This window comes from Mycobacterium lacus (genome assembly GCF_010731535.1).
GTDB lineage: Bacteria > Actinomycetota > Actinomycetes > Mycobacteriales > Mycobacteriaceae > Mycobacterium > Mycobacterium lacus.
Genome location: NZ_AP022581.1, coordinates 873,059 through 898,610, shown reverse-complemented (window position 1 = coordinate 898,610; position 25,552 = coordinate 873,059). Strand labels below are relative to the sequence as shown.

Here is a 25,552-nt window from a genome sequence, read left to right as displayed (position 1 = left end):
GTGCTCAACCCGCTAGGCCCCATCGCGAGCACCCCCGGGCGCCGCGGCGCCGAACAGCTTGATGAAAATGAACGCAATCAGGGCCACGCAGCAGAAGATCAACACGCTGATCGCCGAACCAAGGCCCACGTTGAAGCCCTTGAACAGGTTGTCGTAGCCCAGGATCGACACCGACTCGGTGTTGTTGTCGCCCGAAGTGAGCACATAGATGTTGTCGAAGATCCGGAACGCGTCCATGGTCCGGAACAGCAAGGCGACGACAATGGCGGGCTTGATGATCGGCAGGATGATCTTCGTCAGCCGACGCCAGGCGCCGGCACCGTCGACCTGCGCGGCTTTCACCAAGTCCTCGGGGACCAGCGCCAACCCGGCCAGCAGCAGCAGCGACATGAACGGCGTCGTCTTCCAGACCTCGGCGATCACGACGATGCCCAGCGACGGGACTTGGTGGGTCAGCGGCGCGCTACCTTGCGGCAGCAGATTAGCCAGATACCCGGTGCCCGGGGTCCAGGCGTAGTACCAGCTGTAAGAGGCGACCACCGTGACGATGCCGTACGGGATGAGCACGGCGGTGCGCACCAAGCCCTTGCCCACCAGCGTGCGATGCATCACCAGCGCCAGTGCCAGGCCCAGCACGAACTCGATCGTCACCGAAACCACCGTGATCGCCAGCGTCACCGCCAGCGCCGTCCACCAATACCGGTCGGCCAGGATCGTCTGGTAGTTGCCGAGGCCGATAAACGCGGTGTCGTTCGGGGTCGCCAGATTGTTGCGCTCCAAGCTCAGCCACACCGCGTAACCGACCGGATAGGCCGTCACCGCCAGCATCACCGTCGCCGCGGGCGCGACCAGGAGGAACGCCAGCCGCTGCTCGCCGCCGCGGTTTTCGGTGCGGGAAACAACGCGCGCATGGGCAGTGGCGGTCATGGGAGCAGGCCCTTGCCGTCGATGGCCTTCTGCGCCTGCGCAGCGAGCTCGTCGGCCGTCCGCTCGGGGTCGATCTCGGTGATCGGGCTCAGCGCGGCTGCCAGCCGGATGGACAGGGCCTGATAGACCGGCGTAGCCGGCCGCACCGCCGCATCGGTGAGCTGTTGGCGGATGATGGTGTACGCCGGATATCTCGTCTGGAATTCGGGATCGGAATACAGCGAGGTCCGCACCGCGGGCAGACCACCTTCGATCGACACATACTTCTGGCTTTGCAGGCTGCGCAGGCACCTGATGGCTTCGAACGACTCGGCAATGTGACGGGTTGTCTTGGCGACCGCCAAGTTCAACCCGCCGATCGTCACCTTGGCCGGCACGCCCGACCGGACGGAGGGATACCGCGCGAAACCAAACACCATCTGGCTGGCAAGGTAGGCGATCCGGAACTGCTCGTCGCTGGGCGTGAAGGTTCCGACGTCGTTGACGCTGCCGGCCAGTTCGGGGAGCCGGTTGAGCGGCAGGAAAGCCACGCCGCCCTTCACCGCGTTCTCCAGCATCGACGCCAGCACGAACGGCCAGTTGACCTCCAGCGCGGCCTTACCCTGCTCGACGGCCAACCGCGCGGTGCCCTCGTCGGTGCGGGTGATCGACGGGTCAGCACCGGGCGCGGTGGCCACCGACTTCAGGATCCGCAGTGCGCCGACGGTGGCGGCCCGGTGCGCGGGAGTATCGGTGAGGGTGACGCGCTTGCCGTCCTCGGAGAGCACCTGGCCACCCGCGCTCGCTAGCAGCGTGTTGAACCACACGACCAGGCCCTCACCCTCGTTGGCCTGCACGGCGATCCAGCTGGGCTCGCCGGCGGCGTGTAACCGAGTCGCCTCGGCCACCATGCCGCTCCAGGTGTCTGGCGGCTGGGGAACCAAATCTGCTCGGTACCAAAGTAATTGGGTATTCGTGGTGACGGGCGCGGCATACAGCTTGTGCTTCCAGGTGGCCGTCGCAAGCGGGCCCGGCAGTGTGTCGACGGTCGCGTCCGTCTCGGCCTGCCCCGATGGGTCGTCGGAGAGCGGCAGCGCCCACCCCGCTTCGGCGAACTCGGCGGTCCACACCACGTCCATCGCCATCACGTCCAGGGTGCGGTCGTTGCCGGTCAGCCGCCTGGCCAGCTGCAACCGCTGCTCGTCGGGAGACCTGGCCAGACTGATGTGCTGGATCGCGAACCGCCCACCGGACTGCGCGTTGCACTGCTGGGCCACCGCGGCGAAGGTGGCGCTGTCACTCGACGGCGTGTAGAAGCTGAGCACCACGCCCTTGCCGCTCGACCCGCACGACGACACGGCGGATGCGGTGGTCAGCGCCGTCAGGACAGTAGCGACGAGCCGCCCTGCGCATCCGCGTTGGCTCACCAATAACCCGCCTCTCGTCCTGGCGGTCAGATCGCCAGGCGCGCCAGCAGATCCCGCGCCTTCTCTGCGTTTTGCGGATCGCAGAGTACGTCGTAGCGGCCGGCCACCAATTGCATGGTCGAGCTGAAATCCCTGGTACCACGGGCCATTGCGTACGGAACCGCAGACGTGATCAATCCGAAGAACACACCGGCGACCAGACCGGTGGCCAGCGCGGCCCACGGGTTGGGGCTGAAAAAGCCCAGCACCAACCCGATGAACAGGCCAAGCCAGGCGCCGCTGAGCACGCCGCCGCCGAGCACCTTCGTCCAGGTCAACCGCCCGGTGACCCGCTCCACCTGCATGAGATCGACGCCGACGATGGTCACCTGCTGGACCGGGAATTGCTGCTCGGATAGGTAGTCGACGGCGCGCTGCGCCTCCGCGTAGGTGGGGTAAGAGCCGACCGGCCAGCCCTTGGGTGGGGTCGGCAATCCGGGCACGCCACGTCGGCCGGCAGCCCCCGGGGTGGGTGTTGCGCCTGGAACCTGTCCGGGCTGGAATGGGCTAGTCATCGGTCCTTATTCTCCTCTGCCTTGACCATCGTTTCATGTCCAGTCATGTCCGGTCATATCCAGCACGTCCGCCACACTAACCGGGCAACCTGTAGGTGGCCTTGGCGTCGCGACGTCGATGAATCCGATGAATCCCCTACGGGGCGTGCATCGTCGCCAGGCTCAAGTTGGATTGCCCGGCTCCTTCTCACGCCCCTACGGGGCGTGCATCGTCGCCAGGCTCAAGTTGGATTGCCCGGCTCCTTCTCACGCCCCTACGGGGCGTGCATCGTCGCCAGGCTCAAGTTGGATTGCCCGGCTCCTTCTCACGCCCCTACGGGGCGTGCATCGTCGCCAGGCTCAAGTTGGATTGCCCGGCTCCTTCTCACGCCCCTACGGGGCGTGCATCGTCGCCAGGCTATGTTGATCGCATGACGGCTCCGCGCGGCTCCTCCGACGAAGGTAGCCACGACGATGGGGCTCCCCCTCCTCTAGCTGGTGAGCGGGACTCTGACCAGCCTGTATGGCAGGCTCCCTGGCAGCCGCCGGCATCTTCGCCGGTACCCGACTACCCGCCGCCCGCCTACCCGCCACCCGGTTATCCGCCTGCCTATCCGGCCGACTATCCACCGCCGATCACGCCCACCGGATACGCACCGCCCGGATACCCGCAGCCGGCGGGCTACGGCAACCCGCCGTATCCGCCCATGCCGCAGGCGTACGGCGCTCCTCCGGGCGGATTTGGGGCACCACCTTCCTACCCAGGTTCGCATTCCGGCGCCTACTACCCGCCTCCGGATTACCTGGGCTACGGAACGGCGCAGCCCGGAATGAACACCATGGCGATCGTCTCGCTGATCTCCGCGTTCGTCGGCGTGTTCTGCTGCATCGGCTCGCTCGTCGCCATCGTGCTGGGCGTGATGGCGATCAACGAGATCAAGCGGACCCGCGAAGAGGGCTACGGTCTGGCGGTCGCCGGCATCGTGATCGGGGTCGCGACCCTACTGGTCTATTCGATCATCGGGATCTTCAGCATTCATTTGCATTAGCGGCAAGCTGCCATCCCGCAGGCGGCTGCCTACGCTCTCAAGCATGGGATCGGTCAATAGGGTCTACGTAGCACGGCTGGCGCGGATGATGGTGCTGGGTCCACTCGGCGAATCCTTCGGGCGGGTCCGCGATGTCGTGATCGGCATCAGCATTGTCCGCCAGCAGCCGCGTGTCCTGGGTCTGGTCGTCGATTTGGCGACCCGCCGCAAGATCTTCATTCCGATTCTGCGCGTCGCCGCCATCGAGCCCGACGCGGTGACACTCAACACCGGCAACGTGTCATTGCGCCGCTTCGAGCAACGGCCGGGCGAGGTGCTGGCGATAGGCCAAGTGCTCGATACCCCGGTGAATGTCACCGATCCCGCGCTGCCGGAGCTGGCGAAGGCTGACGTGGTGATCACCGACCTGGGGATCGAGCAAACCCGAACACGCGACTGGGTGGTGTCCAGGGTTGCCGTCCGCGGCCAGCGACGGCTGGGACGTCGCGGCCCCGTGCACGTCGTGGACTGGCAGAACGTGCACGGGTTGACGCCGTCGGCCTTAGCGATGCCGGGTCAGGCGGTAGCCCAGCTGCTGGACCAGTTCGAGGGGCGAAAAGCGGTCGACGTGGCCGACGCCATCCGCGGACTCCCGACCAAACGCCGCTACGAGGTGTTCAATGCGCTCGGCAACGAACGGCTGGCCGACATCTTGCAGGAGCTGCCGGAGCTGGATCAGGCCGAAGTGTTGTCGCAACTTGGCACCGACCGCGCGGCCGCCGTGCTCGAGAAGATGGATCCCGACGACGCCGCCGACCTGCTCGGCGTGCTCAGTCCGACCGACGCCGAAATGCTGCTGACCCGAATGGACCCCGACGAGTCCGACCCGGTGCGTCGGCTGCTGAAGCACTCCCCCGACACCGCGGGCGGCCTGATGACCTCCAATCCGGTGGTGTTGACCCCCGACACCTCGGTCGCCGAGGCGCTGGCCCGGGTCCGCGATCCGGACCTCACCCCCGCCCTCTCGTCTATGGCTTTCGTGGCGCGCCCGCCGACGGCCACCCCCACTGGGCGCTACCTGGGCTGCGTGCCGTTGCAGCGGCTGCTCCGCGAAGCGCCCGCCGAGCTGGTCGGCGGAATCGTCGACACCGACCTGCTCACCTTGACGCCGGAGACCCCGCTAGGCGCGGTGACCCGCTATTTCGCCGCCTACAACCTGGTGTGCGGGCCGGTGGTCGACGACCAAAACCACCTGTTGGGAGCGGTGACGGTGGACGATCTGCTCGATCATCTACTGCCGCATGACTGGCGTGTGGATGTGCAGGAGCTCGACGCCGCCGGCCGACTCGGAGGATCGCTGTGAGCAAGACCTTCACGCCACGACGGCTGCACACCCCGCGAACATCGCGCGCCCTCGGGCCGCGGCTCGACCCCGAGGCCGTCGGGAGGACGACTGAGTCCATCGCACGGTTCTTCGGTACCGGCCGCTACTTGCTGGCACAGACCCTTTTCGTGGCGACGTGGATCGCGCTGAACCTGTTCGCGGTCAGCCTGCGCTGGGACCCGTACCCCTTCATTCTGCTGAATCTCGCCTTCTCCACACAGGCCTCATACGCCGCGCCGCTGATTCTGCTCGCCCAGAACAGGCAAGAAAACCGGGACCGCGTCCTGATCGAAGAGGATCGGCGACGCGCCGCACAGACCAAGGCGGACACCGAGTATCTGGCCCGCGAGCTGGCCGCGCTGCGGCTGGCCGTCGGCGAGGTCCCGACGCGTGATTACCTGCGTCATGAATTGGAAGGCCTGCGCACCCTGCTCGATGGTATGCAGCCCGCAAGACCGGACACCGGGCCCACCCCGTTATCCGACAACGCCGAGCGCCGCGCAGAGAAATCCCGCTGACAATCAAGTCCGCCATTGCGCTACTCGCGTTACGCGAGTTATGTATGGTGATCAAGTTCATGAAGCTAAGAAATGGTGACGGTAAGGTAAGTTTCCCGACGGCTCACAACTGAGGACGGTCGCGTGCGCATAGGGGGACGCTGGGCAGCACGCCCGGCCGTCGCGACAGTGCGGCGGCGGGCACAAAGCCTGACACGGCCGGTGCTCGGCATGGCCGTGATCACCCCCTTGGTATTCGCCGGAGCGGTCGGCGGGGCGGCTCCCCCGCACCCACGCAAGAACCCGACGGTGCGCACCGTCATCACCCCGGTGGCCGCCGTCGAGCCCTCCGGCCCAGACCTATCCGGCCCGACGGTCATCGCTGTCCAGCGTCCGCCGACCGGTTTCCATGTCGCCGCGGCCAGCAGGTCGGCGCCCCCACCGCCAATGATCGTGAACTCGCCTGGCGCGCTTGGCATTCCGCTCATGGCGTTATCCGCCTACCGCAACGCCGAACAGAAGATGACAATCGCCGCCCCGGCCTGCGGCATCAGCTGGAACTTGCTGGCCGGAATCGGGCGGATCGAGTCGATGCACGCAAACGGCGGCGCCGTCGACGCGCACGGGACGGCGGTCAGCCCGATCTACGGCCCCGCGCTGGATGGCACACTGCCCGGCAACGAGATCATTATCCAGAGCAAAGTCGGCAATCGCGTAACCTACGCCCGCGCGATGGGCCCCATGCAGTTTCTCCCCGGTACCTGGGCGCGGTACGCCTCCGACGGCGACGGCGACGGCGTGCCCGACCCACAGAACCTGTTCGACTCCACGCTGGCCGCCGCCCGCTACCTCTGCAGCGGTGGGTTCAACCTGCGGGATCCGGCGCAGGTCATGGCGGCGATCTTGCGCTACAACAACTCGATGCCTTATGCGCAGAACGTGCTGGGCTGGGCTGCGGCGTACGCCACGGGCGTGGTCCCGGTCGACCTGCCACCGATCACCGGACCGCCCCCACCGATCGGCGACGCCCACCTCGAGCATCCGGAGGGACTCGGGCCTGATTTGCCGCTGAACCAAAACGGCCTCGGCGTCAACGACCCGCTGGGACAACACATGCCGCTGATCGACTTCGGCCCACCCCGGTCACTCCCTCAATATCCGATGCCTCCGATGTGGCCGTGGCTGCAGCAACCGCCCGCCCCTGCGCCACTGGCGCCGCAACCTGGCTGCACGCTGATCTGCATAACCTCGCAGAACCTGCCCGACGCGCCTGCACCTGGGGTCGGCCCGATCCCGGCCGCCCCGCCACCCCCGGATCCGCTGGCCCCGCCCGCCGGGCCGCCGATGCCACCGATGCCACCGACCGGGCCGCCGCAGCCGCCGACGCCCACTCCTCCGGCGCCGGGAGAGCCGGCACTCATTCCGGTCAGCTGATCCGCCGGCCATCCCAGCCGCCTACACTCGGCGTTGATGTCCGGAACTCGAGACGACGCTGCCGACCTGGGTGCGGCTATCCGCGGCGCGCTGGCCAAGGTGATCGACCCTGAACTGCGGCGCCCCATCACCGACCTCGGGATGGTCAAGAGCATCGACGTCGGCCCCGACGGCGCCGCGCACGTCGAGATTTACCTGACCATCGCCGGCTGCCCGAAGAAGTCCGAAATCAGCGAGCGCGTCACCAAAGCGGTCGCCGACGTGCCCGGCACCGGGGCCGTGACGGTCGGCCTGGACGTGATGAGTGACGAGCAGCGCGCCGAGCTGCGCAAGCAGCTGCGCGGCTCGGAATCAGGGGCCCGTGAACCCGTTATCCCATTCGCCCAGCCCAGCTCACTGACCCGGGTATATGCGGTCGCGTCCGGCAAGGGCGGAGTGGGTAAGTCGACCGTCACCGTCAACCTGGCCACCGCGATGGCCGCCCGCGGCCTGTCGGTCGGCGTGCTGGACGCCGACATCCACGGCCATTCCGTCCCCCGGATGATGGGCACCACCGACCGGCCCACACAGGTTGAGTCGATGATCCTGCCCCCCATCGCCCACGAGGTGAAGGTCATCTCGATCGCCCAGTTCACCCAGGGCAATACGGCGGTGGTGTGGCGTGGGCCAATGCTGCACCGGGCGTTGCAGCAGTTCCTGGCGGACGTCTACTGGGGCGACCTGGACGTGCTCCTGCTTGACCTGCCGCCCGGAACCGGCGACATCGCCATCTCGGTGGCTCAGCTGATCCCGAACGCGGAAATCCTCGTCGTCACGACGCCTCAGCTGGCGGCCGCCGAAGTGGCCGAACGAGCCGGCAGCATCGCGCTGCAGACCCGTCAGCGCATCGTCGGCGTCGTGGAAAACATGTCGGGGCTTACCCTGCCGGACGGCACCACGCTGCAGGTATTCGGCGAGGGAGGGGGCCAGCAGGTGGCCGAGCGGCTGTCCCGTGCGGTCGGCGCCGACGTGCCGCTGCTGGGCCAGATCCCACTGGACCCCGCGCTGGTGGCCGCCGGTGATTCGGGCGTACCCATCGTGCTCAGCGCCCCCGACTCGGCGGCGGGCAAGGAGCTGCTCAGGGTCGCCGACGGACTGTCGGCGCGACGACGCGGGTTGGCGGGGGTGTCGCTGGGGCTCGACCCGACTCCGAAATAGTCTCGTCGCGAGCGTAACGTGGCTGCGATTGCGGGGCGCGGATTTCGCAGTGTGGTTACGCTCGTGGGATCGGCTACGTTGCGTCGGTGTCGAACGGAGTGTGGTCGCTGGGCCGTGGCTCGGCCGGTTCGGCCGGCGGTACCGGCGTTCCGTTGACCCGCTGGTCGAAATTCCCGGTGAAAATGGAGTCATCGCCGTCGAGCAGGTGCTTGGTCAGCGCCGCGCGCGGCGTCATGCCCCGCAACTTCTGTAGCTCGCTGAGCGGTTCACGCAGGTCGTCGAACTCCGGTCCGATGTCCTCGCGTAGCTGGTTGGTCACCCCGGTGAGATAGTCGCGCGCCTGCCGCAGCGCGTGCGCCGACCAGCGGATGGCACCCGGGAGCCGCTCCGGGCCGAGCACCAGCAGCCCGACCACGACGAGGACGAGCATCTCCCCCCAGCCGATATTGGCGAACATCTAGGTCGGATGGTGATGACCCGCTGCGCCCGGCTGCGCCGCGCTTGCGATCATCACGAGCTGGTATCGGGGTCGGGTTTCACGGTCAGCGTGACGTTCCGACCGTCACGGACCACCTCTATCGGGGCGTCCTGACCGATGGTCAGCTGCCGCACGGCGACGACGAACTCGTCGGCGTCGGCGACCTTGCGGTTGCCGACCTTGACGATGACGTCGTTTTCCAGGATTCCGCCCCTCTGTGCGGGGCTTCCTGCTTTGACGTTGGCCACCTGCGCACCCGACGCGATTGCGTTGCTCACCGAACGGGTGCTGATTCCGATCGTCGGGTGCACGATTTTCCCATCCCTGATCAGGGTTTGCGCGACGAATTTCATCTCGTTGACCGGAATGGCGAAGCCCAGGCCGCTGGCGCTGTCCGACAGCGATTTACCGGCGGTGTTGATGCCAATCACCTGGGAATCCATATCGATCAGCGGGCCACCGGAGTTGCCGTGGTTGATCGAGGCGTCGGTCTGGATGGCGTCGATGACGGTGTCGGTGTCAGAGCCTTCCCCGGATAGCGGGACGGGCCGGTGCAGCGCGCTGATGATGCCGTGCGTCACCGTGCTGCGCAATCCCAGCGGCGCACCCGCCGCGAGGACCTCGTCGCCGACCCGCACCTTGCCGGAATCACCGAGCCGGGCCACGGTCAGGTTGTCGACGTTGTCGACCTTGAGCACGGCCAGGTCGGTCTTGGGGTCTCGGCCCACCAGGCTGGCGGGCACCTCCTTGCCGTCGTTGAACACCACCGTCGTCTTGAACTGGCTGGGGTTGTTGGCGGCCTCGGAAATCACGTGGTTGTTGGTGACGATGTAGCCGCGGCCGTCGACGATGACACCGGAGCCCTGCATGCCCTCCTGGTCGCTCTTCGACTCGATCGTCACCACCGAGTCGGCGATCGCGGCCGCCACCTTGGTGAACCGGCCCGCCGGCTCCTCGCCGTTTCCAGTGGTCGACAGCGTCACCTTAGAGGTGGTGAACGCCTCGACGACTTCGGCCGTCTTGCGACCGATCACACCACCGATCGCGCCGATCACCAGCGCGATAAGCAGCACGACGACCAACGCCAGGTAGGACACTTTGCCGCCGAACAGCACGTCGCGCACGCCCAGCTTGCCGCCATGGCCCAGAGCGGAACGCGAGGGGGGCGGGGTCAACGCCGGGGTTCCCAGGGCGGCCGCGGCTGCGGGGTCTCGCCACGGATCGTCGAACTCGTCCGGCCCGGCGCCGTCTTTCTCGGCAGCCAGCGCGCCGGCGTCTATGGGGTGGCGCTGCAGCGACTCGGCACCCGCGAAAGGACGGCCGAATGCCTCCTGAAGCACCGGGTCAGCCGGCTGATCGTGGGGGGTGAACTCAGCCTGGTCCCGATACCTTGGCGGGCGCACCCGATCGGCGACAAAAGATCCATGGACCCCAGACGGACGCCCGAACGCCTGGCGCGACGCGGGGTCGACCGGTGGCCGGGAGACCGGGCGCGGCGCCAGCCGGTGGCCGGGGTTTTGGCCGCTGTTGTTGCCTTGGTCGGAGGTCACGTGATTTTCTTCCAAATCCGGTTCGGAGCGCTCGAGACGGCGTCCACCCTAGTATCCATACTTCCCCGGTTAGTCGGCATGAGCGCACACGCGGCAAACGCGGGCAGGACGGGCGTCAAGCTACCGCCGCTTACGTTGGTTGCGCGCGTCGTCGTCGGCGAGGCGGTCGGAGAGCAACGTGGTGTCGTCGGGCGCACCCCCAGATCGGTGACGCGGAATCTCGGATAGCAGTCCGAGCAACGTGCTGGGGATGCGGATCGGGTGGGAGTCGCGCAGCGCGGCGCGCGCTCGACTCTGGTCGTCCACCTCGGCCGCGCATTGGGGACACAGCGAAAGGTGATGCGCGGCGCGCAAGTGTGCGTTCATCCGCAACTCACCGTCGACGAAGGCCGCGATGGCCTCGACGGACAGGTGCTCGGTGGAACCGAACCGCCGCGGCGCGCCCACTGGCGCATCACTCTGGGACGCGAATTGTGCGGGGAGCCAGGAGAACGCGCGACGGAACACTTGTCCCATATTTTCAGGGCCGGCCATCCTCCAGCTCCTTTCGCAGCCACCCGTATCTCGAATGTAGCGCGACATCGTGCTAGTACCCAGCACAAACCGGTAAAACCCCAGCATCACTGGGGCGGCTAAGCCAGCCCTACCCCCGGTCGATGCGGATGTTGACACTCCCCCTAGCGAGCGGCCGAGCTGACGGCGCCAAGCTTGGGATGCTTGGCGAGATAGTCGCGCAGCGCCTGTCGTCCACGGTGGATGCGGCTGCGCACGGTACCCAGCTTCACGCCCAGGGTGGCGCCAATCTCCTCGTAGGACAGACCTTCGATATCGCACAGCACGACGGCGGCACGGAAGTCCGGCGGCAGCGAATCCAGGGCCGCCTGCAGATCGGGCCCAAGCCGCGAGTCGTGGTAAATCTGCTCGGGGTTGGGCTCATCGGCAGGCACCCGGTCGTAATCCTCGGGTAACGCTTCCATGCGGATGCGGGCGCGCCGGCGGACCATGTCGAGGAACAGGTTGGTGGTGATGCGGTGCAACCAGCCTTCAAAGGTTCCGGGCTGGTAATTCTGCACCGACCGGAAAACCCTGATGAACGTCTCCTGGGTCAGATCCTCGGCGTCGTGCCGGTTGCCGGAGAGCCGGTAAGCCAGCCGGTACACGCGGTCGGCGTGCTGACGCACCAATTCGTCCCATGACGGCATGGTGGCCTTGTCCCCGGTCGCGTCGAAAACCGCGGTGCCTTGCAACGCGTCAGACGGTTGCACCCACTCGTCGTCGCGGACCTGTTGGGGATGAGACATGCTGGTCGGGCTCAAGGTGGTGATGATCGAATCCTCCGAATTTGCCCTGCCATGACGGATTGGCAGTTCGTCAAAGCGGGCAACACTTGGTTGCCGCTCTCTATTCCCGGATCCGCGCCAATCGCCTTGCATACGGACACCGTCGCGTACCGGCGTGTGGGCGGTATATGAGCAAACTGAGCTTTAGCTGAGAAACCATATCGTTACCTGCGTTGTCCAGGGCGTTTCGGGCGCATGGTGACGTTCGTCGCGCCGCGCGTCCCGGGCGTGTCGCGGGCTGTGCACGGGGCCGGCACCGGGCGCGCCTGCCTGCCCCCGCGGCGAATCCGACATACGCTGCGGGTCATGGACGGCACCGGTAACTGCTCGGTCACCCCAGGCCAGGGCCCCCGCGGTCGGGCCCACAGTCAGGCAGAGGCGCTGCTGGCACACGCAGAGGAATCGATGTCCGAAGACGCGGTCCTGGCAAGCGCCCGGGAGCGCGCCGTGGACATCGGGTCCGGGGCGGTGACACCGGCGGTCGGTGCGCTGCTGAGCCTGCTGGCCAAGCTCAGCGGCGGCAAGGCGGTTGCCGAGGTGGGCACCGGCGCGGGTGTCAGCGGCCTGTGGTTGTTGTCCGGCATGGGCGACGACGGCGTCTTGACCACGATCGACATCGAGCCCGAGTATTTGCGGCTCGCCAAGCAGGCGTTCGCCGAGGCCGGCATCGGGCCGTCGCGTACCAGGCTGATCAGCGGGCGGGCCCAAGAGGTGCTGACCCGGCTCGCCGACGAGTCCTACGACCTGGTGTTCATCGATGCCGATCCGATCGACCAGCCGGAATACGTGGTCGAGGGCGTGCGGTTGCTGCGATCCGGCGGGGTGATCGTTGTCCACCGGGCCGCGCTGGGCGGGCGTGCCGGTGATCCCGCGGCGCGCGACGCCGAGGTGACCGCCGTCCGCGAGGCGGCCCGGCTGATTGCCGAGGACGAACGGCTCACCCCGGCCCTGGTGCCGCTGGGCGACGGCGTTCTGGCCGCGGTGCGCGACTAGGTTCGCTGAGCAGACGTAAAAGCTCCTGAAAACTGGCGTTTTCAGGGCTCTTCTGACAGTTCCGTGGGTGGATAGCAGCGAAGTAGGGGCGCACGCCGTTGTGGCTTAAGGTTTCTGGCTTGTGAAGGGTCCGAAACCAAAGGAGCCAGCAACGACGTGCGCAATGTGAGGCTATGGCGTGCGCTGCTTGGTGTCGACCGCCGCACGGTAATCGAGGACATCGAGTTCGCTGAAGACGGCGATGGCGCGGAGTTGGTGGTGGCGCGGGTGCGCTCGCGCAGCGGTATGTCGGGCCGCTGTGGCCGCTGTCAACGCAAGGCGCCCTGGTATGACCGGGGTGAGGACCGCGGCGGTGGCGGGGCTTGGACTTGGGCACGATCCGGGTGTTTTTGGAGGCCGAGGCGCCGCGGGTGAATTGCCCCGCCCATGGGCCGACCGTGGTGATGGTGCCGTGGGCGCGTCACCATGCTGGACACACGTTTGCCTTTGATGACACGGTGGCCTGGCTGGCGGTGGCCTGCTCGAAAACCGCGGTGTGCGAACTGATGCGAATCGCCTGGCGCACCGTGGGGGCAGTCGTGGCCCGGGTGTGGGCCGACACCGAAAAGACCGTCGATCGGTTCGCCAATCTGCGTCGTATCGGCATTGACGAGATTGCCTACAAACGCCACCACAAGTATTTGACGGTGGTGGTCGACCACGACAGCGGCCACCTGATCTGGGCCGCGCCCGGACGCGACACCGCCACCCTGCGGCGCTTCTTCGACGCGCTGGGTGCCGACCGGGCCGCGCAGATCACCCATGTGTCCGCCGATGCGGCGGACTGGATCGCCGACGTCGTCGCCGAGCGTTGCCCGGCCGCGATCCGTTGCGCCGATCCGTTTCACGTGGTGGCCTGGGCCACCGAGGCCCTGGACGCCGAGCGGCGCCGGGCCTGGAATGACGCGCGGACGCTGGCGCGTACCGAGGCCAAATGGGGCCGTGGCCGGCCCGCCAAGAACACCGCGCCGCGGCCGGGTCATGAGCGGGCACGGCGGCTCAAGGGTGCCCGCTATGCGCTGTGGAAAAACCCCGAAGACCTCAGCGAACGTCAAACCGCCAAACTGGCCTGGATCGCCAAGACCGATCCCCGGCTATACCGTGCCTATCTGCTCAAAGAGGGCCTACGGCACGTGTTTTCGGTCAAGGGCGAGGAAGGCAAACAGGCCCTGGACCGGTGGATCTCCTGGGCGCGGCGCTGCCGCATCCCGGTATTCGTCGAGCTGGCCGGCCGCATCGTGCGCCACCGCCAGGCCATCGACGCCGCCCTCGACCACGGCCTGTCCCAGGGACTGATCGAATCCACCAACACCAAAATCCGGGTCCTGACCCGCGTCGCGTTCGGGTTTCACAACCCCGCCGCACTGATCGCGCTGGCCATGCTCGCCCTCGGCGGCCACCGCCCCACACTGCCCGGCCGCGGCTAACACCCCACCAGGGCACCCCTGGCGGGCCCCTTCCGCAGCGTCGCCGATTCTGCGCCACCCGCGCGTCGGTGTCCATGTCGTTCCGCCTCGCTGCGCTCGGGGGGCTCCACATGGACACCTCCCACGCAGGCAGCGCCAACGAGCAACTATCGCGGAAGGGAGCAAGAAGAAACTTCCAACCCATCAACCCACGGATAGGTCAGGAGCACCGTTTTCAGGAGCTTTTACGTCTGCTCAGCGAAGTGCCGGGCTAAGAGTCGAACTGCTGGACAAGCTTCGCCAATTGGGCACGAGTAGCGATCCCGGCCTTGAAGGTGGCGCGGTAGATGTGCCCTTCGACGGTGCGGACGGACAGCGACAGGGCCTCTGCGATCTCCCGGTTGCTGAGGCCTTTGGACACCAGAAGTGCGATCTCGCGTTGCCGGTGGCTGAACGGGAAAGCGATCTTGGCCCCCGCGAGCGCCGGACTGGTCGCGCCGCCACAACGTTTGCCCAGGCCCTCGGCGCGAGCGGCCGCAGTCAAGGCGCTGCCGTTTCGATTGGCCACTCGGTAGGCCGATGACGAATGGGCGGCCGCGTCCGCCGCGGCAAGGAGATCGCCCATCGATTCAAATTCCGCGGCTACCGCGTCGAGTTCTGCCGCGGCGTCGTCGGCGAGCGCTTTCGCGTAGCGCGCCGCGATCGGTGCGCGTGGCCCCTCGACGAGAGTGGCCAACTCGGCTAGCCGGTCTGCGACGCTTGCGTCGCAGAACTGAACCGAGGTCTGCAGGCACATGACTTCGCTGGCCAACAGGCCGCGCCAGCGTGCGAACGTCGCAGCCTGCGCAGCTGTGTCGCGTGCGCGTTCGATCTGCCCTTGCGCGGCTGCCACCCATCACCGAGGCGAAAGGGGTGGCGCCCTGTCGGATGTCGGTGTCGATTGCTTCACCAGAGTCCCCGCATGGTTCACGGCGGGCGGTCGGCAACGGCGGTGCCGGCATGGCCGGCGCGGCGGGCACCTCGGAAGGTGCCTCGGTTGTTGCCCACGGTGACCGCAGGCTTCGCCAAATGTCGGACGCGCGCAACACCGGGGATGCTTTCGGTGGCGCCTCGGATGTGGCGGGCATTGGCTCATCGCTGAGGCGGCCAACGCGTCGCCATTGCAGGCGCTCGTGGACGACCAACCTGCTATTGGGTCACCCGCTGATCGGCGACCGCACCTACGGGGCGCCGGTGCGGCCAACGGTGAGGCCGGCGTCAAGCGCCAGCAATCTCACTCGCTGGACCGGAGGGGCCCGCGGTAGCGGACCTGCCGGTCTTGGTCCGTCCGGCTCAGACGACGACATCGAGATAACCCAATGAGTGCATGTGCCGCGACCGCCCGGTCGGTAGTCGAAAACCATTGAGCAACCGACGGATTCCTGACAGGGCCCAACTTGACCGTGGCTGAACATACGTTTAGTATACTGAACATGCGTTCAGCCGATCTGACCGCGACTGCCCGGATCCGCGATGCGGCCATCGAGCAGTTCGGGCAGCACGGCTTCGGCGTCGGGCTACGCACGATCGCCGAAGCCGCGGGGGTGAGCGCCGCGCTGGTCATCCATCACTTCGGCTCCAAGGACGGCCTGCGCAGGGCTTGTGACGACTTCGTCGCCGAAGAAATCCGCAGCAGCAAGTCGGAGGCGCTACGGTCCAACGATCCGGCCACCTGGTTCGCACAGCTGGCCGAGATCGAGTCCTATGCGCCGCTGATGGCCTACCTGGTGCGCAGCATGCAGTCCGGCGGTGACCTGGCGAAGATGTTATGGCACAAGATGATTGACAATGCCGAGGAGTATATCGACGAGGGGGTGCGCGCGGGCACCATAAAGCCCAGCCGTGACCCGCACGCCAGGGCCAGATATCTCGCGATCACCGGGGGCGGGGGATTTCTGCTCTATCTTCAAATGCATCAAACCCCAACGGATCTCCGCGCGGTGCTACGCGATTATTCGCGCGAGATGGTGCTGCCCGCCCTCGAGGTCTACAGCGAAGGACTGCTGACCGACCATACCATGTACGACGCATTCCTGGCCGCAGAGGATCGAGGAGAACCCCATGCCAGTTGACCGGCGAAATCCTATCGAAATCCGCGGTCTGACAAAGCGCTTCGGCGCGGTGCGGGCGCTGGACGGTCTGGACCTGACGGTGCACGAAGGCGAAGTGCACGGCTTCCTCGGACCGAACGGGGCCGGAAAGTCCACCACCATCCGCATCTTGTTGGGTCTGGTGAAGGCCGACAGCGGAACCGCGCGGCTCCTGGGGGGCGACCCGTGGAACGACGCCGTCGAGCTACACCGCCAGATCGCCTACGTACCCGGCGATGTCACGTTGTGGCCGTCGCTGACCGGCGGCGAGACCATCGACCTGCTGGCGCGCATGCGGGGCGGCATCGACGAACATCGTCGCGCGGACCTGATCGAGCGCTTCGACCTGGACCCGCACAAGAAGTCGCGCACGTACTCGAAGGGCAACCGCCAAAAGGTTTCCCTGATTTCGGCCTTCTCGTCGCGGGCCGGACTGCTGCTCTTGGACGAGCCCAGCAGCGGCCTGGACCCGTTGATGGAGAACGTGTTTCAGCAGTGCGTCAGCGAAGCACGCGACCGGGGTGTGACGGTCCTGCTGTCCAGCCACATCCTGGCCGAGACCGAGGCACTGTGCGAACGGGTGACCATCATCCGGGCCGGCAAGACCGTCGAGAGCGGCACACTGGACTCCATGCGGCATCTGAGCCGCACCTCGATCAAGGCCGAAATGATCGGTGACCCAGGCGACCTCACCCGGATCAGGGGCGTCGAGGACGTCAGCCTCGACGGGACCACGCTGCGCGCCCAAGTCGACAGCGAAAGCCTCGGAGAGCTCATCCGCGTGCTCGGTGACGCCGGAGTGCGCAGCCTCGTCAGCCAGCCGCCCACGCTTGAGGAGCTCTTCCTGCGCCACTACGACGTCGCGGCGGAGGTGCCCGCGCCATGAGCGCCGCGACTTTGAATCGACCACGGCGTCCGGCACACCCGCCGCCACGCGCCGGCTCCAACTTCTCCGGGACGCTATCGATGTTGCGGCTGTACCTGCGCCGCGACAGAATCTCGTTGCCGCTGTGGGTGTCGCTGCTCTCGGTGCCGCTGGCGAGCGTGTACGTCGGCAGCGTCGAGAAGATCTATCCCACCGAGGCGGGCCGCTCCATGTTCGCGGCCACCATCATGGCCAGCCCGGCCCAACGTGCGCTCTACGGGCCGGTCTACAACACCAGCCTCGGCGCGGTCGGCATCTGGAAGGCCGGGATGTTCCACCTGCTCATCGCGATAGCGGTCATCCTCACCGTGATCCGGCACACCCGCGCCGACGAGGAGACCGGCCGCACCGAACTGCTGGACTCGACCGCGGTCGGCCGGTACGCCAGCCTCACCGCGGCGCTGCTGTTGTCGTTCGGGGCGTCGATCGCCACCGGCGCGATCGGGGCGGCGGGATTGCTCAGCACCGACATTCCGGCCGGCGGGTCACTAGCCTTCGGAGCGGCGCTGGCCTGCTCCGGTCTGGTGTTCACCGCCGTGGCGGCGGTGGCCGCGCAACTCTCGCCGAGCGCCCGCGTCGCCCGCGGTGTCGCGTTCGCCGTGCTGGGGTTGGAGTTCACGCTGCGCGCCATTGGTGATGCCGGTGATGGCACGCTGTCATGGCTCTCGCCACTGGGGTGGTCGCTGCAGGTCAGGCCTTACGCGGGCGATCGCTGGTGGGTGCTGCTGCTGCATCTGTCAACGATGGTCGTGCTTACCGTGCTGGCCTACCGACTGCTCGCCGGCCGCGATGTCGGCGCCGGGCTCATCGCCGAGCGAGCCGGCCCCGGCGTCGCCGGCCCGGGGTTGCGCGGCGTCGTCGGGCTGGCCTGGCGGCTGGACCGCGGCGCGTTGCTGCTGTGGACCGTCGGCCTGTGCCTATATGGCGCGGTAATCGGCAGCGTGGTGCACGGCATCGGCGACGAGCTGGGCAACAGCGCCACCGTGCGTGACATCGTCGCGCGGATGGGCGGCACCAGCGCGCTGGAGCAGGCCTTCGTTGCGGTGGCATTCACCATGATGGGCATGGTGGCCGCCGCGTTCGCCGTCTCGCTCACCTTGCGACTATTCCAAGAAGAATCCGGTCAGCGCGCCGAGCCGACGCTCGCCGGGGCGGTTTCGCGAACCCGTTGGCTGGCAAGCAATTTGGTCGCGGCGCTCGTTGGATCTGCGGTGGCGATGCTGGCCGCCGGTATGGCGGCCGGGCTCATCTACGGCACGGCGGCCGGCGATATCGGCGGCAAGCTGGCCATCGTTAGCGGCACCGCGGTCGTGCAGCTGCCCGCCGTCTGGCTGTTGGCCGGGGTGACCGTCGGATTGTTCGGGCTCGCACCGCGGTTCACGCCGGTGGCGTGGGGCGTGCTGGTGGCCTTCATCGCGTTGTATCTGATCGGTTCGCTGGCCGGATTCCCACAGTGGCTGCTCGACCTGGAACCGTTCGCCCACGTTCCGCGAGTCGGCTGCGGCGGCTTCACCGCCGTGCCGCTGCTGTGGTTGCTAGGCATCGATGGTGCGCTAATCATGTTGGGAACAATGGCCTTTCGACGACGTGATCTGCGCTGCTAGGAGGGGTTATGAAGGCTGGCGTTCAAGCGACGGCATCATCCGTTCTCGGACTTGTCGCATTCGGCTTGGTCCTGTTCTGGCCAGCGGGCACATTCGACTATTGGCAGGCATGGGTTTTCATCGCCGTCTTCGTGGCTGTGACGATCGTCCCCACCATCTATCTGGCTCGGACCAACCCCGCGACCCTGCGGCGACGTATGCACGCCGGTCCACGGGCGGAAACCAGAGTGGCGCAAAAGATCATCGTCACCGGCACGATGGTGGATTGCTTCGCAATGATGGCGGCCAGCGCATTTGATTATCGAATGGGCTGGTCGATAGTGCCCGGGTGGGTGAGCCTGCTCGGCGATGTCCTGGTTGCGGCCGGACTCGGTTTCGCCATGCTGGTGGTCATCCAGAACAGTTACGCGGCTTCGACCGTCACGGTGGAGACGGGTCAGCATGTGGTCTCGGGCGGTGTCTACAAGTTCGTCAGGCACCCGATGTATGCCGGCAGCGTGATCATGATGGTGGGCATACCCCTGGCCCTCGGCTCCTACTGGGGACTCCTCTTCGTCATCCCGGGCGTCGTGCTGCTCGTCTTCCGCATTCTCGACGAGGAGAAGATGCTCGCCCAGGAATTAACCGGATACCGCGAATACGCACGGCGCGTGCGCTACCGGTTGGTGCCCTTCGTGTGGTAGCGGCCGGTCCGCGAGCAGACGCAAAAGCACCCATTTTCGTGCCGAAATGGGTGCTTTTGCGTCTGCTCGCGGTACTAAATCCACACGCCCTTGCCGACAGCGACCACGCCGCCGGCGCTGATCGCGAAGCGTTCCCGGTCCTTTTCCAGGTCCACTCCGACCATCTCGCCGGGCCCGACGACGACGTTCTTGTCCAGGATCGCGTGGCGTACCACCGCGCCGCGGCCGACCCGAGCGCCCGGCATGATCACACTGCCCTCCACGATCGCGCCGTCGTCGACCACGACGTTGGACGACAGCACCGAGTTGCGCACCGATGCCGCCGAGATGATGCTGCCGGCACCCACCACCGACTCCTGAGCGGAGCCGCCGTTGACGAACTTCGCCGGCGCCAGGTTCTCCGTCGCACCGCGGATCGGCCAGCGCCTGTTGTACAGGTTGAACACCGGGTGGACCGACACCAGGTCCATGTGGGCGTCGTAAAACGCGTCCAGCGTCCCGACGTCACGCCAGTAGGCCCGGTCGCGGTCGGTGGCACCGGGCACGTCGTTGTCGTTGAAGTCGTAGACCGCGGCCATCCCGTCGGCCACCAGCCGGGGGATGATGTCGCCGCCCATGTCGTGGTCGGAGTGATCGTCATCGGCGTCCGCGCGGATCGCGTCGATCAGTACCTTGGTGGTGAAGATGTAGTTGCCCATCGAGACGAACGTCGTGTCGGGGTCGTTGAGAGTCCCGGGCGGCTCCAGCGGCTTTTCGACGAAACTGCGGATTCGGCCGGACTCGTCGGCGTCAATGCATCCGAACGCATGCGCGTCGGCGCGCGGAACCCGGATGCCGGCCACCGTAGCGCCGGCCCCGCTGTCGATGTGGAACCGGACCATCTGCTCGGGGTCCATCCGGTAAACGTGATCGGCTCCGAAAACCACTATGTAGTCCGGATCTTCGTCGTAGATCAGGTTGAGCGATTGATAGATCGCATCGGCGGAGCCAGTGTACCAGCGGGGCCCCAGGCGCTGTTGGGCCGGCACCGGGGTGATGTACTCACCCGCCAGACCGGATAGCCGCCAGTTCTGTGAAATGTGGCGGTCCAGTGAATGCGACTTGTATTGGGTGAGAACGCAGATCCTCAGGTATCGGGCGTTTACCAGGTTCGACAGCACGAAATCGATCAGCCGATAGGCGCCCCCGAAGGGAACCGCGGGTTTGGCCCGGTCCGCGGTCAGCGGATACAGCCGCTTGCCCTCACCGCCGGCCAGAACGATGCCCAGCACGTGTGGCGCTTCCCTCATGTGCTCAAACCTATCGGCCCCCGCGAACCGCTGCCAGGGGAATTCCCTGCCACCACCGTCCTGACGAGCTGTCCATCAAGGCATTTGGACGGCTCCTCAACGGGCCGCCGCGCGGCCCGCATCGTCGCCGAACCCGCGCCCAATTGTCCAGCTCGTCAACGGGCCGCCGCGCGGCCCGCATCGTCGCCGAACCCGCGCCCAATTGTCCAGCTCCTCAACGGGCCGCCGCGCGGCCCGCATCGTCGCCGAACTACGGTGCGCAGTATGCGGGTGGCGATGATGACACGGGAGTACCCACCGGAGGTCTACGGCGGGGCCGGGGTACACGTCACCGAATTGGTATCCCAACTGCGCCGGCTGTGCGCGGTCGACGTGCACTGCATGGGTGCGCCCCGCCCGGGTGCTATCGCTCATCAGCCCGACCCGCGCCTGAGCCGCGCCAACGCGGCGCTGTCCACTTTGTCGTCAGACCTGGTGATGGCCAACGCCGCGCACGCGGCCACCGTTGTGCATTCACACACTTGGTACACCGGCCTGGCGGGGCATCTGACCAAGTTGCTCTACGACATCCCGCACGTCCTGACCGCGCATTCGCTCGAGCCGATGCGGCCGTGGAAGACCGAGCAACTCGGCGGCGGCTATCGGGTGTCCACGTGGGTGGAACGCACCGCGGTGCTGGCCGCCGATGCGATCATTGCGGTCAGCTGCGGCATGCGCGACGACATGCTGCGGGTTTACCCCACGCTGGATCCGAACTCGGTGCACGTGATCCGCAACGGAATCGACACCGACGTGTGGTATCCGGCCGAGCCCGCGGGCACCGAGTCTGTGCTGGCCGAACTCGGAGTCGACCCCCATCGGCCCATGGTGGCGTTCGTCGGACGGATTACCCGGCAAAAAGGCGTTGCTCACCTGCTGGCAGCCGCGCACCGCTTCAGACCGGACATCCAGCTGGTGCTCTGCGCCGGCGCTCCCGACACTCCGGAGATCGCCGATGAAGTGCGATCGGCGGTGGCCGAACTGGCCCGCAACCGCACCGGCGTCTTCTGGATCCGGGACATCCTGCCCATCGGCAAGCTACGCGAAATATTCTCGGCAGCAACAGTTTTCGCATGTCCATCGGTATACGAGCCGTTGGGCATCGTGAACCTGGAGGCGATGGCCTGCGCGACCGCCGTGGTCGCCTCAGACGTCGGCGGGATACCCGAGGTGGTCGCCGACGGAACCACCGGGTCGCTGGTCCATTACGACGCCGCCGACCCATCCGGTTACCAGGCCAGATTGGCCGAGGCGGTCAACGCCCTGGTCGCCGACCCTGCGAGAGCGGAGCGCTACGGCCACGCGGGACGCCAGCGCTGCGTCGAAGAATTCTCGTGGGCGCACATCGCCGAGCAGACGTTAGACATCTACCGGAAGGTGTGCGAGTAATAGCCAACCATTCGCCGGTCAGCTGGACTTAGCCAGTCACGCCCTTGAGCTCGTCACCGAGTGCGGCGGCTTCGTCGGGCGTCAGCTCGACGACCAGACGACCCCCACCCTCGAGTGGTACCCGCATCACGATGCCGCGCCCCTCCTTTGTCGCTTCCAGAGGACCGTCTCCGGTCCGGGGCTTCATCGCCGCCATCGAGTGCTCCCTCCAGATTCGAGCTGGCCCGCCGTCACGGACCTGGCCGGCGCCGAGCATGCCCCGCCAGTGGATTTCCAGCCATACCCGACATTGAACTGCCAAATCACTCCCCCATTGTTCCCTATCCGGGTCCACGGGTGCACAAAGACCCGGCTCTGCGGGGTCATGGGGCCATCGGAGGCACCCAGCAATCGCGGATGTGGTCGTCGACCATCCCGGTCGCCTGCATCAGCGCGTACGCGGTAGTGGGCCCGACGAAGCGGAACCCGCGCCGCTTCAACTCCCGCGCCATAGCCTTCGATTCCGCACTGGCCGAAGGAATTTCGGATAGGTCGGCAGGCCGGGGCCGGGGTGGCGGCGCGAAAGACCACAGCAGCTCGGACAAGTCTTCGGACGACCCCAGGTCGGCGGCCGCACGCGCGTTGGCGATCGTCGCCTCGATCTTGGCCCGGTTGCGGACGATTCCGTCATCGGCCAGCAGCCGTTGCACGTCGGCCTCGGTATAGCGGGCGACCTGCTCGATGTCGAATCCAGAGAACGCGCGCCGGAAGTTCTCCCGCTTGCGCAAGATGATCAGCCACGACAGGCCGCTCTGGAAGGCCTCCAGGCTCATCCGTTCGAACAGTGCCACCCCGCCGTGCAGCGGGCGGCCCCACTCGTGGTCGTGATAGCTGCGGTACATCGCGGTGTAGGGCCCGGGGCGAAGATCCGCCCAGCCGCAGCGCACCAGTCCCGGAACGCTCGAGTCGCTCACATCGTGTCCTGACGCTCCCCGCCGTCCTCAGGTTCCCCGGCAGCAGGCTCGGTCTTGGCGGCCGACGAGGCGTGGATCGCGGCCAGCTGGCCACGGAGCGCCTCAAGCTCACGACCGAGCCGGTCGAGCACCCAGTCCACCTCGCTGGTCTTGTAGCCGCGCAGGACCTGCGTGAACTTGACCGCGTCGACGTCGGCGCCGGTGATCCCGTACGCGGGCAGGATCGTCGCCGTCGTTGCCCGCGGCAGGGGCGGCAGCTGCTCGCCGCGGCCGAACAGCAGGCTGGCCGCGCCGAACAACACGATCGCGACCAGGACCAGCACCACCAAGTACAGCAACACCAACGCCACGTCGTTGATCTTGCCCTACCCCTCCGACACCCCGCCGAGTCAGCGCGGCCGCAGCCTATTCATCGGCGGGCGATCCGCCAGCGACACCGGCCAGGTGTGCTCCGTATAGACGTCGCCGTCGGCGAGGAACTGGGTCAGCCCGACGCCGGAATCGGGGATCCCGCAACGTGAGAGCAGGGTCGCGATGACCTGGCGGCTCATCGCCCCCAGCTCGCTCAGCGGCCGGTTGCGGTGGGCCCGCACGCCAAGGTTGACCTGCGCGATCGCGTCCAGCCCCAGCCGCTCGAAAGTATCGACCAGCAGGCCGATCTCCACCCCGTAGCCAGGGGCGAACGGCAGCGATGTCAGCAGCTCCCGGGTGCCCGCGTACTCGCCGCTCAGCGGCTGCAGCACCCAGCCCAGCTCCGGCCGCAGCGCCGCCAACAACGGCCGCGCCACCAGCTCGGTGACCCGTCCACCGCCCGTTGCAACCGCGCCGCCGCCTGGGGCGGCGCCGTCAGTGACATTTAACGGCCGTCGGTAAAAGCCCTTGACCAGGTGAATCCCCTCGCCGGTGAGCAAGGGGCCGACCAGCCACGGCACGAACATCGGGTGCGGGTTGATCAGGTCGGAATCGACAAACACCACGATGTCACCGCTGGCGGCCGCAAGCGAGCGCCACAGCGCCTCACCCTTGCCGGCCCGCGTCGGGAGCTCGGGTAACGCCTGCTCTCGGCTGACGACGCGGGCGCCGGCGGCGACGGCTCGGATCTCGGTGTCGTCGGTGGAGCCCGAGTCCAGCACGATCAGCTCGTCGACCAGCCCGTCCACCAGCGGCGAGATGCTGTCGATCACCGATTCGATGGTGTCTTCCTCGTCGAGTGCCGGCAGCACCACCGAGATCGTGCGCCCGTCCTTGGCCGCCACCAACTCCGCGATCGTCCAGCCGGGACGGCTCCAGGTGCGGTCGGACAGCCAGATGTCCCCAGGTCGTGCGGCGAGGGCTCCGTCACCGGCGATGTCGCGGGCGACCAACTCAGATGCAGTCATGCCAGCCCTCTCACCGTGCGCGTCGGTGGGCGGGTCCCCTGGATGGCGGCGACCATTTCCAGCACCCGCCGGGTGGCCGCAACCTGGTGCACCCGAAACATGCGTGCTCCGGCCGCCGCCGCCAGCGCGGTGGCCGCCAGTGTCCCCTCAACGCGTTCGGTCAACTGCACGCCCAAAGTCTCTCCGATGAAGTCCTTGTTGCTCAAAGACATCAGCACAGGCCAGCCGCTCTTGACAAGTTCGTCCGCGTGACGCAACAGGAGCAGCCCGTGGAAGGTGTTCTTGCCGAAATCATGCGTCGGATCGATCAGCACCCGGTCGCGGGCGACTCCGGCGGCGACCGCCCGCTCGGCGGCGGCGGTGACCTGCCGAATCACGTCGTCCACCACCCCGCGGGTGGTCGTGCCGTAGCTCACCCGGAAAGGACGCGTGCGCGGCAGCGCGCCGCCGGTGTGCGCACACACCAGGCCCGCGCCGAACTCGGCGGCCACCTGCGGCATGGCGGGGTCGATGCCACCCCAGCTGTCGTTGACCAGGTCCGCGCCCGCCGCGCAGGCGAGCCTGGCCACCTCCGAGCGCCAGGTGTCGACGCTGATCAGCTGGTCCGGGTAGGCAGCGCGGAGCCATTCGATGAACGGCACCAGCCGGGCGATCTCGGTGTCGGTATCGACGCTCTGGCCTGGTCCGGCCTTGACACCGCCGACGTCGATCACGTCGGCACCGTCGGCGATGGCCCGGTGCACGGCGTCCCTGGCAGCTCCCTCGCTGAAGGTCGCACCCTTATCGAAAAATGAGTCCGGAGTGCGGTTGATGATCGCCATGATCAGCGCGCGATCCCCCGCGACCAGCCGGCCGCACAGAGTTGACTGCACGCATCCATAGTGCCTGTCAGCACGGCGCGCCGGGCCGTCGGCATCGACACTGCGCTCAGGGCTCCGGGGCGGGCCTCA

25 protein-coding genes and 1 pseudogene are annotated in these 25,552 nt (G+C 67.2%); 12 read left to right on the top strand and 14 right to left on the bottom strand.

The window, feature by feature from the left end:
* Positions 1-12 precede the first annotated feature (12 nt).
* Genes G6N24_RS04240 through G6N24_RS04230 form a run of 3 tightly spaced genes read right to left on the bottom strand, consistent with a single transcriptional unit; the run spans position 13 to position 2,887 of the window.
* Positions 13-927 carry a carbohydrate ABC transporter permease gene (locus tag G6N24_RS04240; RefSeq protein ID WP_085162513.1) on the bottom strand — a complete coding sequence of 305 codons (915 nt, stop codon included), beginning with the start codon at positions 925-927 and terminating at the stop codon, positions 13-15.
* Positions 924-2,336, bottom strand: a complete 1,413-nt coding sequence (locus tag G6N24_RS04235; RefSeq protein ID WP_085162512.1) for an extracellular solute-binding protein — start codon at positions 2,334-2,336, stop codon at positions 924-926. The genes G6N24_RS04240 and G6N24_RS04235 overlap by 4 nt, the downstream gene beginning before the upstream one ends.
* A 23-nt stretch (positions 2,337-2,359) precedes the next feature.
* Positions 2,360-2,887, bottom strand: a complete 528-nt coding sequence (locus G6N24_RS04230; RefSeq protein WP_085162511.1) for a general stress protein — start codon at positions 2,885-2,887, stop codon at positions 2,360-2,362.
* 410 nt (positions 2,888-3,297) lie between these two features.
* On the opposite strand from G6N24_RS04230, the gene G6N24_RS04225 reads away from it, so the two are divergent.
* The 5 genes from G6N24_RS04225 (at position 3,298) to G6N24_RS04205 (ending at position 8,406) form a co-directional block, all read left to right on the top strand.
* Positions 3,298-3,915 (top strand): DUF4190 domain-containing protein, encoded by a 618-nt coding sequence (locus G6N24_RS04225; protein ID WP_085162510.1) that lies wholly within the window; start codon positions 3,298-3,300, stop codon positions 3,913-3,915.
* A gap of 43 nt (positions 3,916-3,958) precedes the next feature.
* A complete protein-coding gene (locus G6N24_RS04220) occupies positions 3,959-5,257 on the top strand; it encodes a magnesium transporter MgtE N-terminal domain-containing protein (RefSeq protein ID WP_085162509.1) in 1,299 nt (432 codons plus the stop codon).
* Positions 5,254-5,796, top strand: coding sequence for a DUF1003 domain-containing protein (locus G6N24_RS04215; protein ID WP_085162508.1), 543 nt, complete (start codon positions 5,254-5,256; stop codon positions 5,794-5,796). Before G6N24_RS04220 ends, G6N24_RS04215 begins: the two co-directional genes overlap by 4 nt.
* Before the next feature lie 123 nt (positions 5,797-5,919).
* The gene (locus G6N24_RS04210) at positions 5,920-7,209 is read left to right on the top strand and encodes a lytic transglycosylase domain-containing protein (protein ID WP_085162507.1); all 1,290 of its coding nucleotides are present in this window, start codon (positions 5,920-5,922) and stop codon (positions 7,207-7,209) included.
* Positions 7,210-7,245: 36 nt separating this feature from the next.
* Entirely contained in the window at positions 7,246-8,406 is a 1,161-nt protein-coding gene (locus G6N24_RS04205; RefSeq protein WP_085162506.1) for an Mrp/NBP35 family ATP-binding protein, read from the top strand.
* A 73-nt stretch (positions 8,407-8,479) separates the two neighbouring features.
* Here the strand turns inward: G6N24_RS04205 and tatB are convergent, their stop codons facing one another.
* The 4 genes from tatB to sigE all read right to left on the bottom strand — a co-directional run bounded on the left by tatB (position 8,480) and on the right by sigE (position 11,867).
* Complete coding sequence (gene tatB, locus G6N24_RS04200; RefSeq protein WP_085162505.1) at positions 8,480-8,863, bottom strand: Sec-independent protein translocase protein TatB; 384 nt, start codon at positions 8,861-8,863, stop codon at positions 8,480-8,482.
* Between the two features lie 53 nt (positions 8,864-8,916).
* A complete protein-coding gene (htrA, locus tag G6N24_RS04195) occupies positions 8,917-10,434 on the bottom strand; it encodes a serine protease HtrA (protein ID WP_085162504.1) in 1,518 nt (505 codons plus the stop codon).
* A gap of 120 nt (positions 10,435-10,554) precedes the next feature.
* Positions 10,555-10,968, bottom strand: coding sequence for an anti-sigma E factor RseA (rseA, locus tag G6N24_RS04190; protein WP_085162503.1), 414 nt, complete (start codon positions 10,966-10,968; stop codon positions 10,555-10,557).
* A 143-nt stretch (positions 10,969-11,111) separates the two neighbouring features.
* Complete coding sequence (sigE, locus tag G6N24_RS04185) at positions 11,112-11,867, bottom strand: RNA polymerase sigma factor SigE (protein WP_085162502.1); 756 nt, start codon at positions 11,865-11,867, stop codon at positions 11,112-11,114.
* Positions 11,868-12,080: 213 nt separating this feature from the next.
* Between sigE and G6N24_RS04180 the strand changes: the two genes are divergently transcribed.
* The gene (locus G6N24_RS04180) at positions 12,081-12,767 is read left to right on the top strand and encodes an O-methyltransferase (protein WP_085162515.1); all 687 of its coding nucleotides are present in this window, start codon (positions 12,081-12,083) and stop codon (positions 12,765-12,767) included.
* A 156-nt stretch (positions 12,768-12,923) separates the two neighbouring features.
* A pseudogene (locus G6N24_RS04175) lies at positions 12,924-14,233 on the top strand (ISL3 family transposase).
* 250 nt (positions 14,234-14,483) lie between these two features.
* Here G6N24_RS04175 and G6N24_RS25285 read toward each other — a convergent pair.
* Entirely contained in the window at positions 14,484-15,104 is a 621-nt protein-coding gene (locus G6N24_RS25285; protein ID WP_085155922.1) for a helix-turn-helix transcriptional regulator, read from the bottom strand.
* 580 nt (positions 15,105-15,684) lie between these two features.
* On the opposite strand from G6N24_RS25285, the gene G6N24_RS04165 reads away from it, so the two are divergent.
* Genes G6N24_RS04165 through G6N24_RS04150 form a run of 4 tightly spaced genes read left to right on the top strand, consistent with a single transcriptional unit; the run spans position 15,685 to position 19,553 of the window.
* A complete protein-coding gene (locus tag G6N24_RS04165; RefSeq protein WP_085155919.1) occupies positions 15,685-16,323 on the top strand; it encodes a TetR/AcrR family transcriptional regulator in 639 nt (212 codons plus the stop codon).
* Complete coding sequence (locus G6N24_RS04160) at positions 16,313-17,227, top strand: ABC transporter ATP-binding protein (protein ID WP_085155917.1); 915 nt, start codon at positions 16,313-16,315, stop codon at positions 17,225-17,227. The genes G6N24_RS04165 and G6N24_RS04160 overlap by 11 nt, the downstream gene beginning before the upstream one ends.
* Positions 17,224-18,870, top strand: coding sequence for an ABC transporter permease (locus G6N24_RS04155; RefSeq protein WP_139822163.1), 1,647 nt, complete (start codon positions 17,224-17,226; stop codon positions 18,868-18,870). Before G6N24_RS04160 ends, G6N24_RS04155 begins: the two co-directional genes overlap by 4 nt.
* 8 nt (positions 18,871-18,878) lie before the next feature.
* The gene (locus G6N24_RS04150; RefSeq protein ID WP_085155912.1) at positions 18,879-19,553 is read left to right on the top strand and encodes a methyltransferase family protein; all 675 of its coding nucleotides are present in this window, start codon (positions 18,879-18,881) and stop codon (positions 19,551-19,553) included.
* 74 nt (positions 19,554-19,627) lie between these two features.
* On the opposite strand, the gene glgC is transcribed toward G6N24_RS04150, so the two are convergent.
* Entirely contained in the window at positions 19,628-20,842 is a 1,215-nt protein-coding gene (gene glgC, locus G6N24_RS04145) for a glucose-1-phosphate adenylyltransferase (protein ID WP_085155909.1), read from the bottom strand.
* Positions 20,843-21,106: 264 nt separating this feature from the next.
* Here glgC and glgA point away from each other — a divergent pair, with 264 nt between their 5' ends.
* Positions 21,107-22,270 carry a glycogen synthase gene (gene glgA, locus G6N24_RS04140; RefSeq protein ID WP_085155907.1) on the top strand — a complete coding sequence of 388 codons (1,164 nt, stop codon included), beginning with the start codon at positions 21,107-21,109 and terminating at the stop codon, positions 22,268-22,270.
* A gap of 28 nt (positions 22,271-22,298) precedes the next feature.
* Here the strand turns inward: glgA and G6N24_RS04135 are convergent, their stop codons facing one another.
* The 5 genes from G6N24_RS04135 to folP form a co-directional block, all read right to left on the bottom strand.
* Positions 22,299-22,466 (bottom strand): DUF3117 domain-containing protein, encoded by a 168-nt coding sequence (locus G6N24_RS04135; RefSeq protein WP_008714277.1) that lies wholly within the window; start codon positions 22,464-22,466, stop codon positions 22,299-22,301.
* 166 nt (positions 22,467-22,632) lie between these two features.
* Positions 22,633-23,151, bottom strand: coding sequence for a DNA-3-methyladenine glycosylase I (gene tag, locus G6N24_RS04130; RefSeq protein WP_085155904.1), 519 nt, complete (start codon positions 23,149-23,151; stop codon positions 22,633-22,635).
* Positions 23,152-23,219: 68 nt separating this feature from the next.
* Complete coding sequence (locus G6N24_RS04125; RefSeq protein WP_085155901.1) at positions 23,220-23,573, bottom strand: DivIVA domain-containing protein; 354 nt, start codon at positions 23,571-23,573, stop codon at positions 23,220-23,222.
* A gap of 39 nt (positions 23,574-23,612) precedes the next feature.
* Positions 23,613-24,602, bottom strand: coding sequence for a glucosyl-3-phosphoglycerate synthase (locus G6N24_RS04120; protein WP_085155898.1), 990 nt, complete (start codon positions 24,600-24,602; stop codon positions 23,613-23,615).
* Positions 24,599-25,423, bottom strand: coding sequence for a dihydropteroate synthase (gene folP / locus G6N24_RS04115; protein WP_139822164.1), 825 nt, complete (start codon positions 25,421-25,423; stop codon positions 24,599-24,601). Before folP ends, G6N24_RS04120 begins: the two co-directional genes overlap by 4 nt.
* Positions 25,424-25,552: the final 129 nt, after the last annotated feature.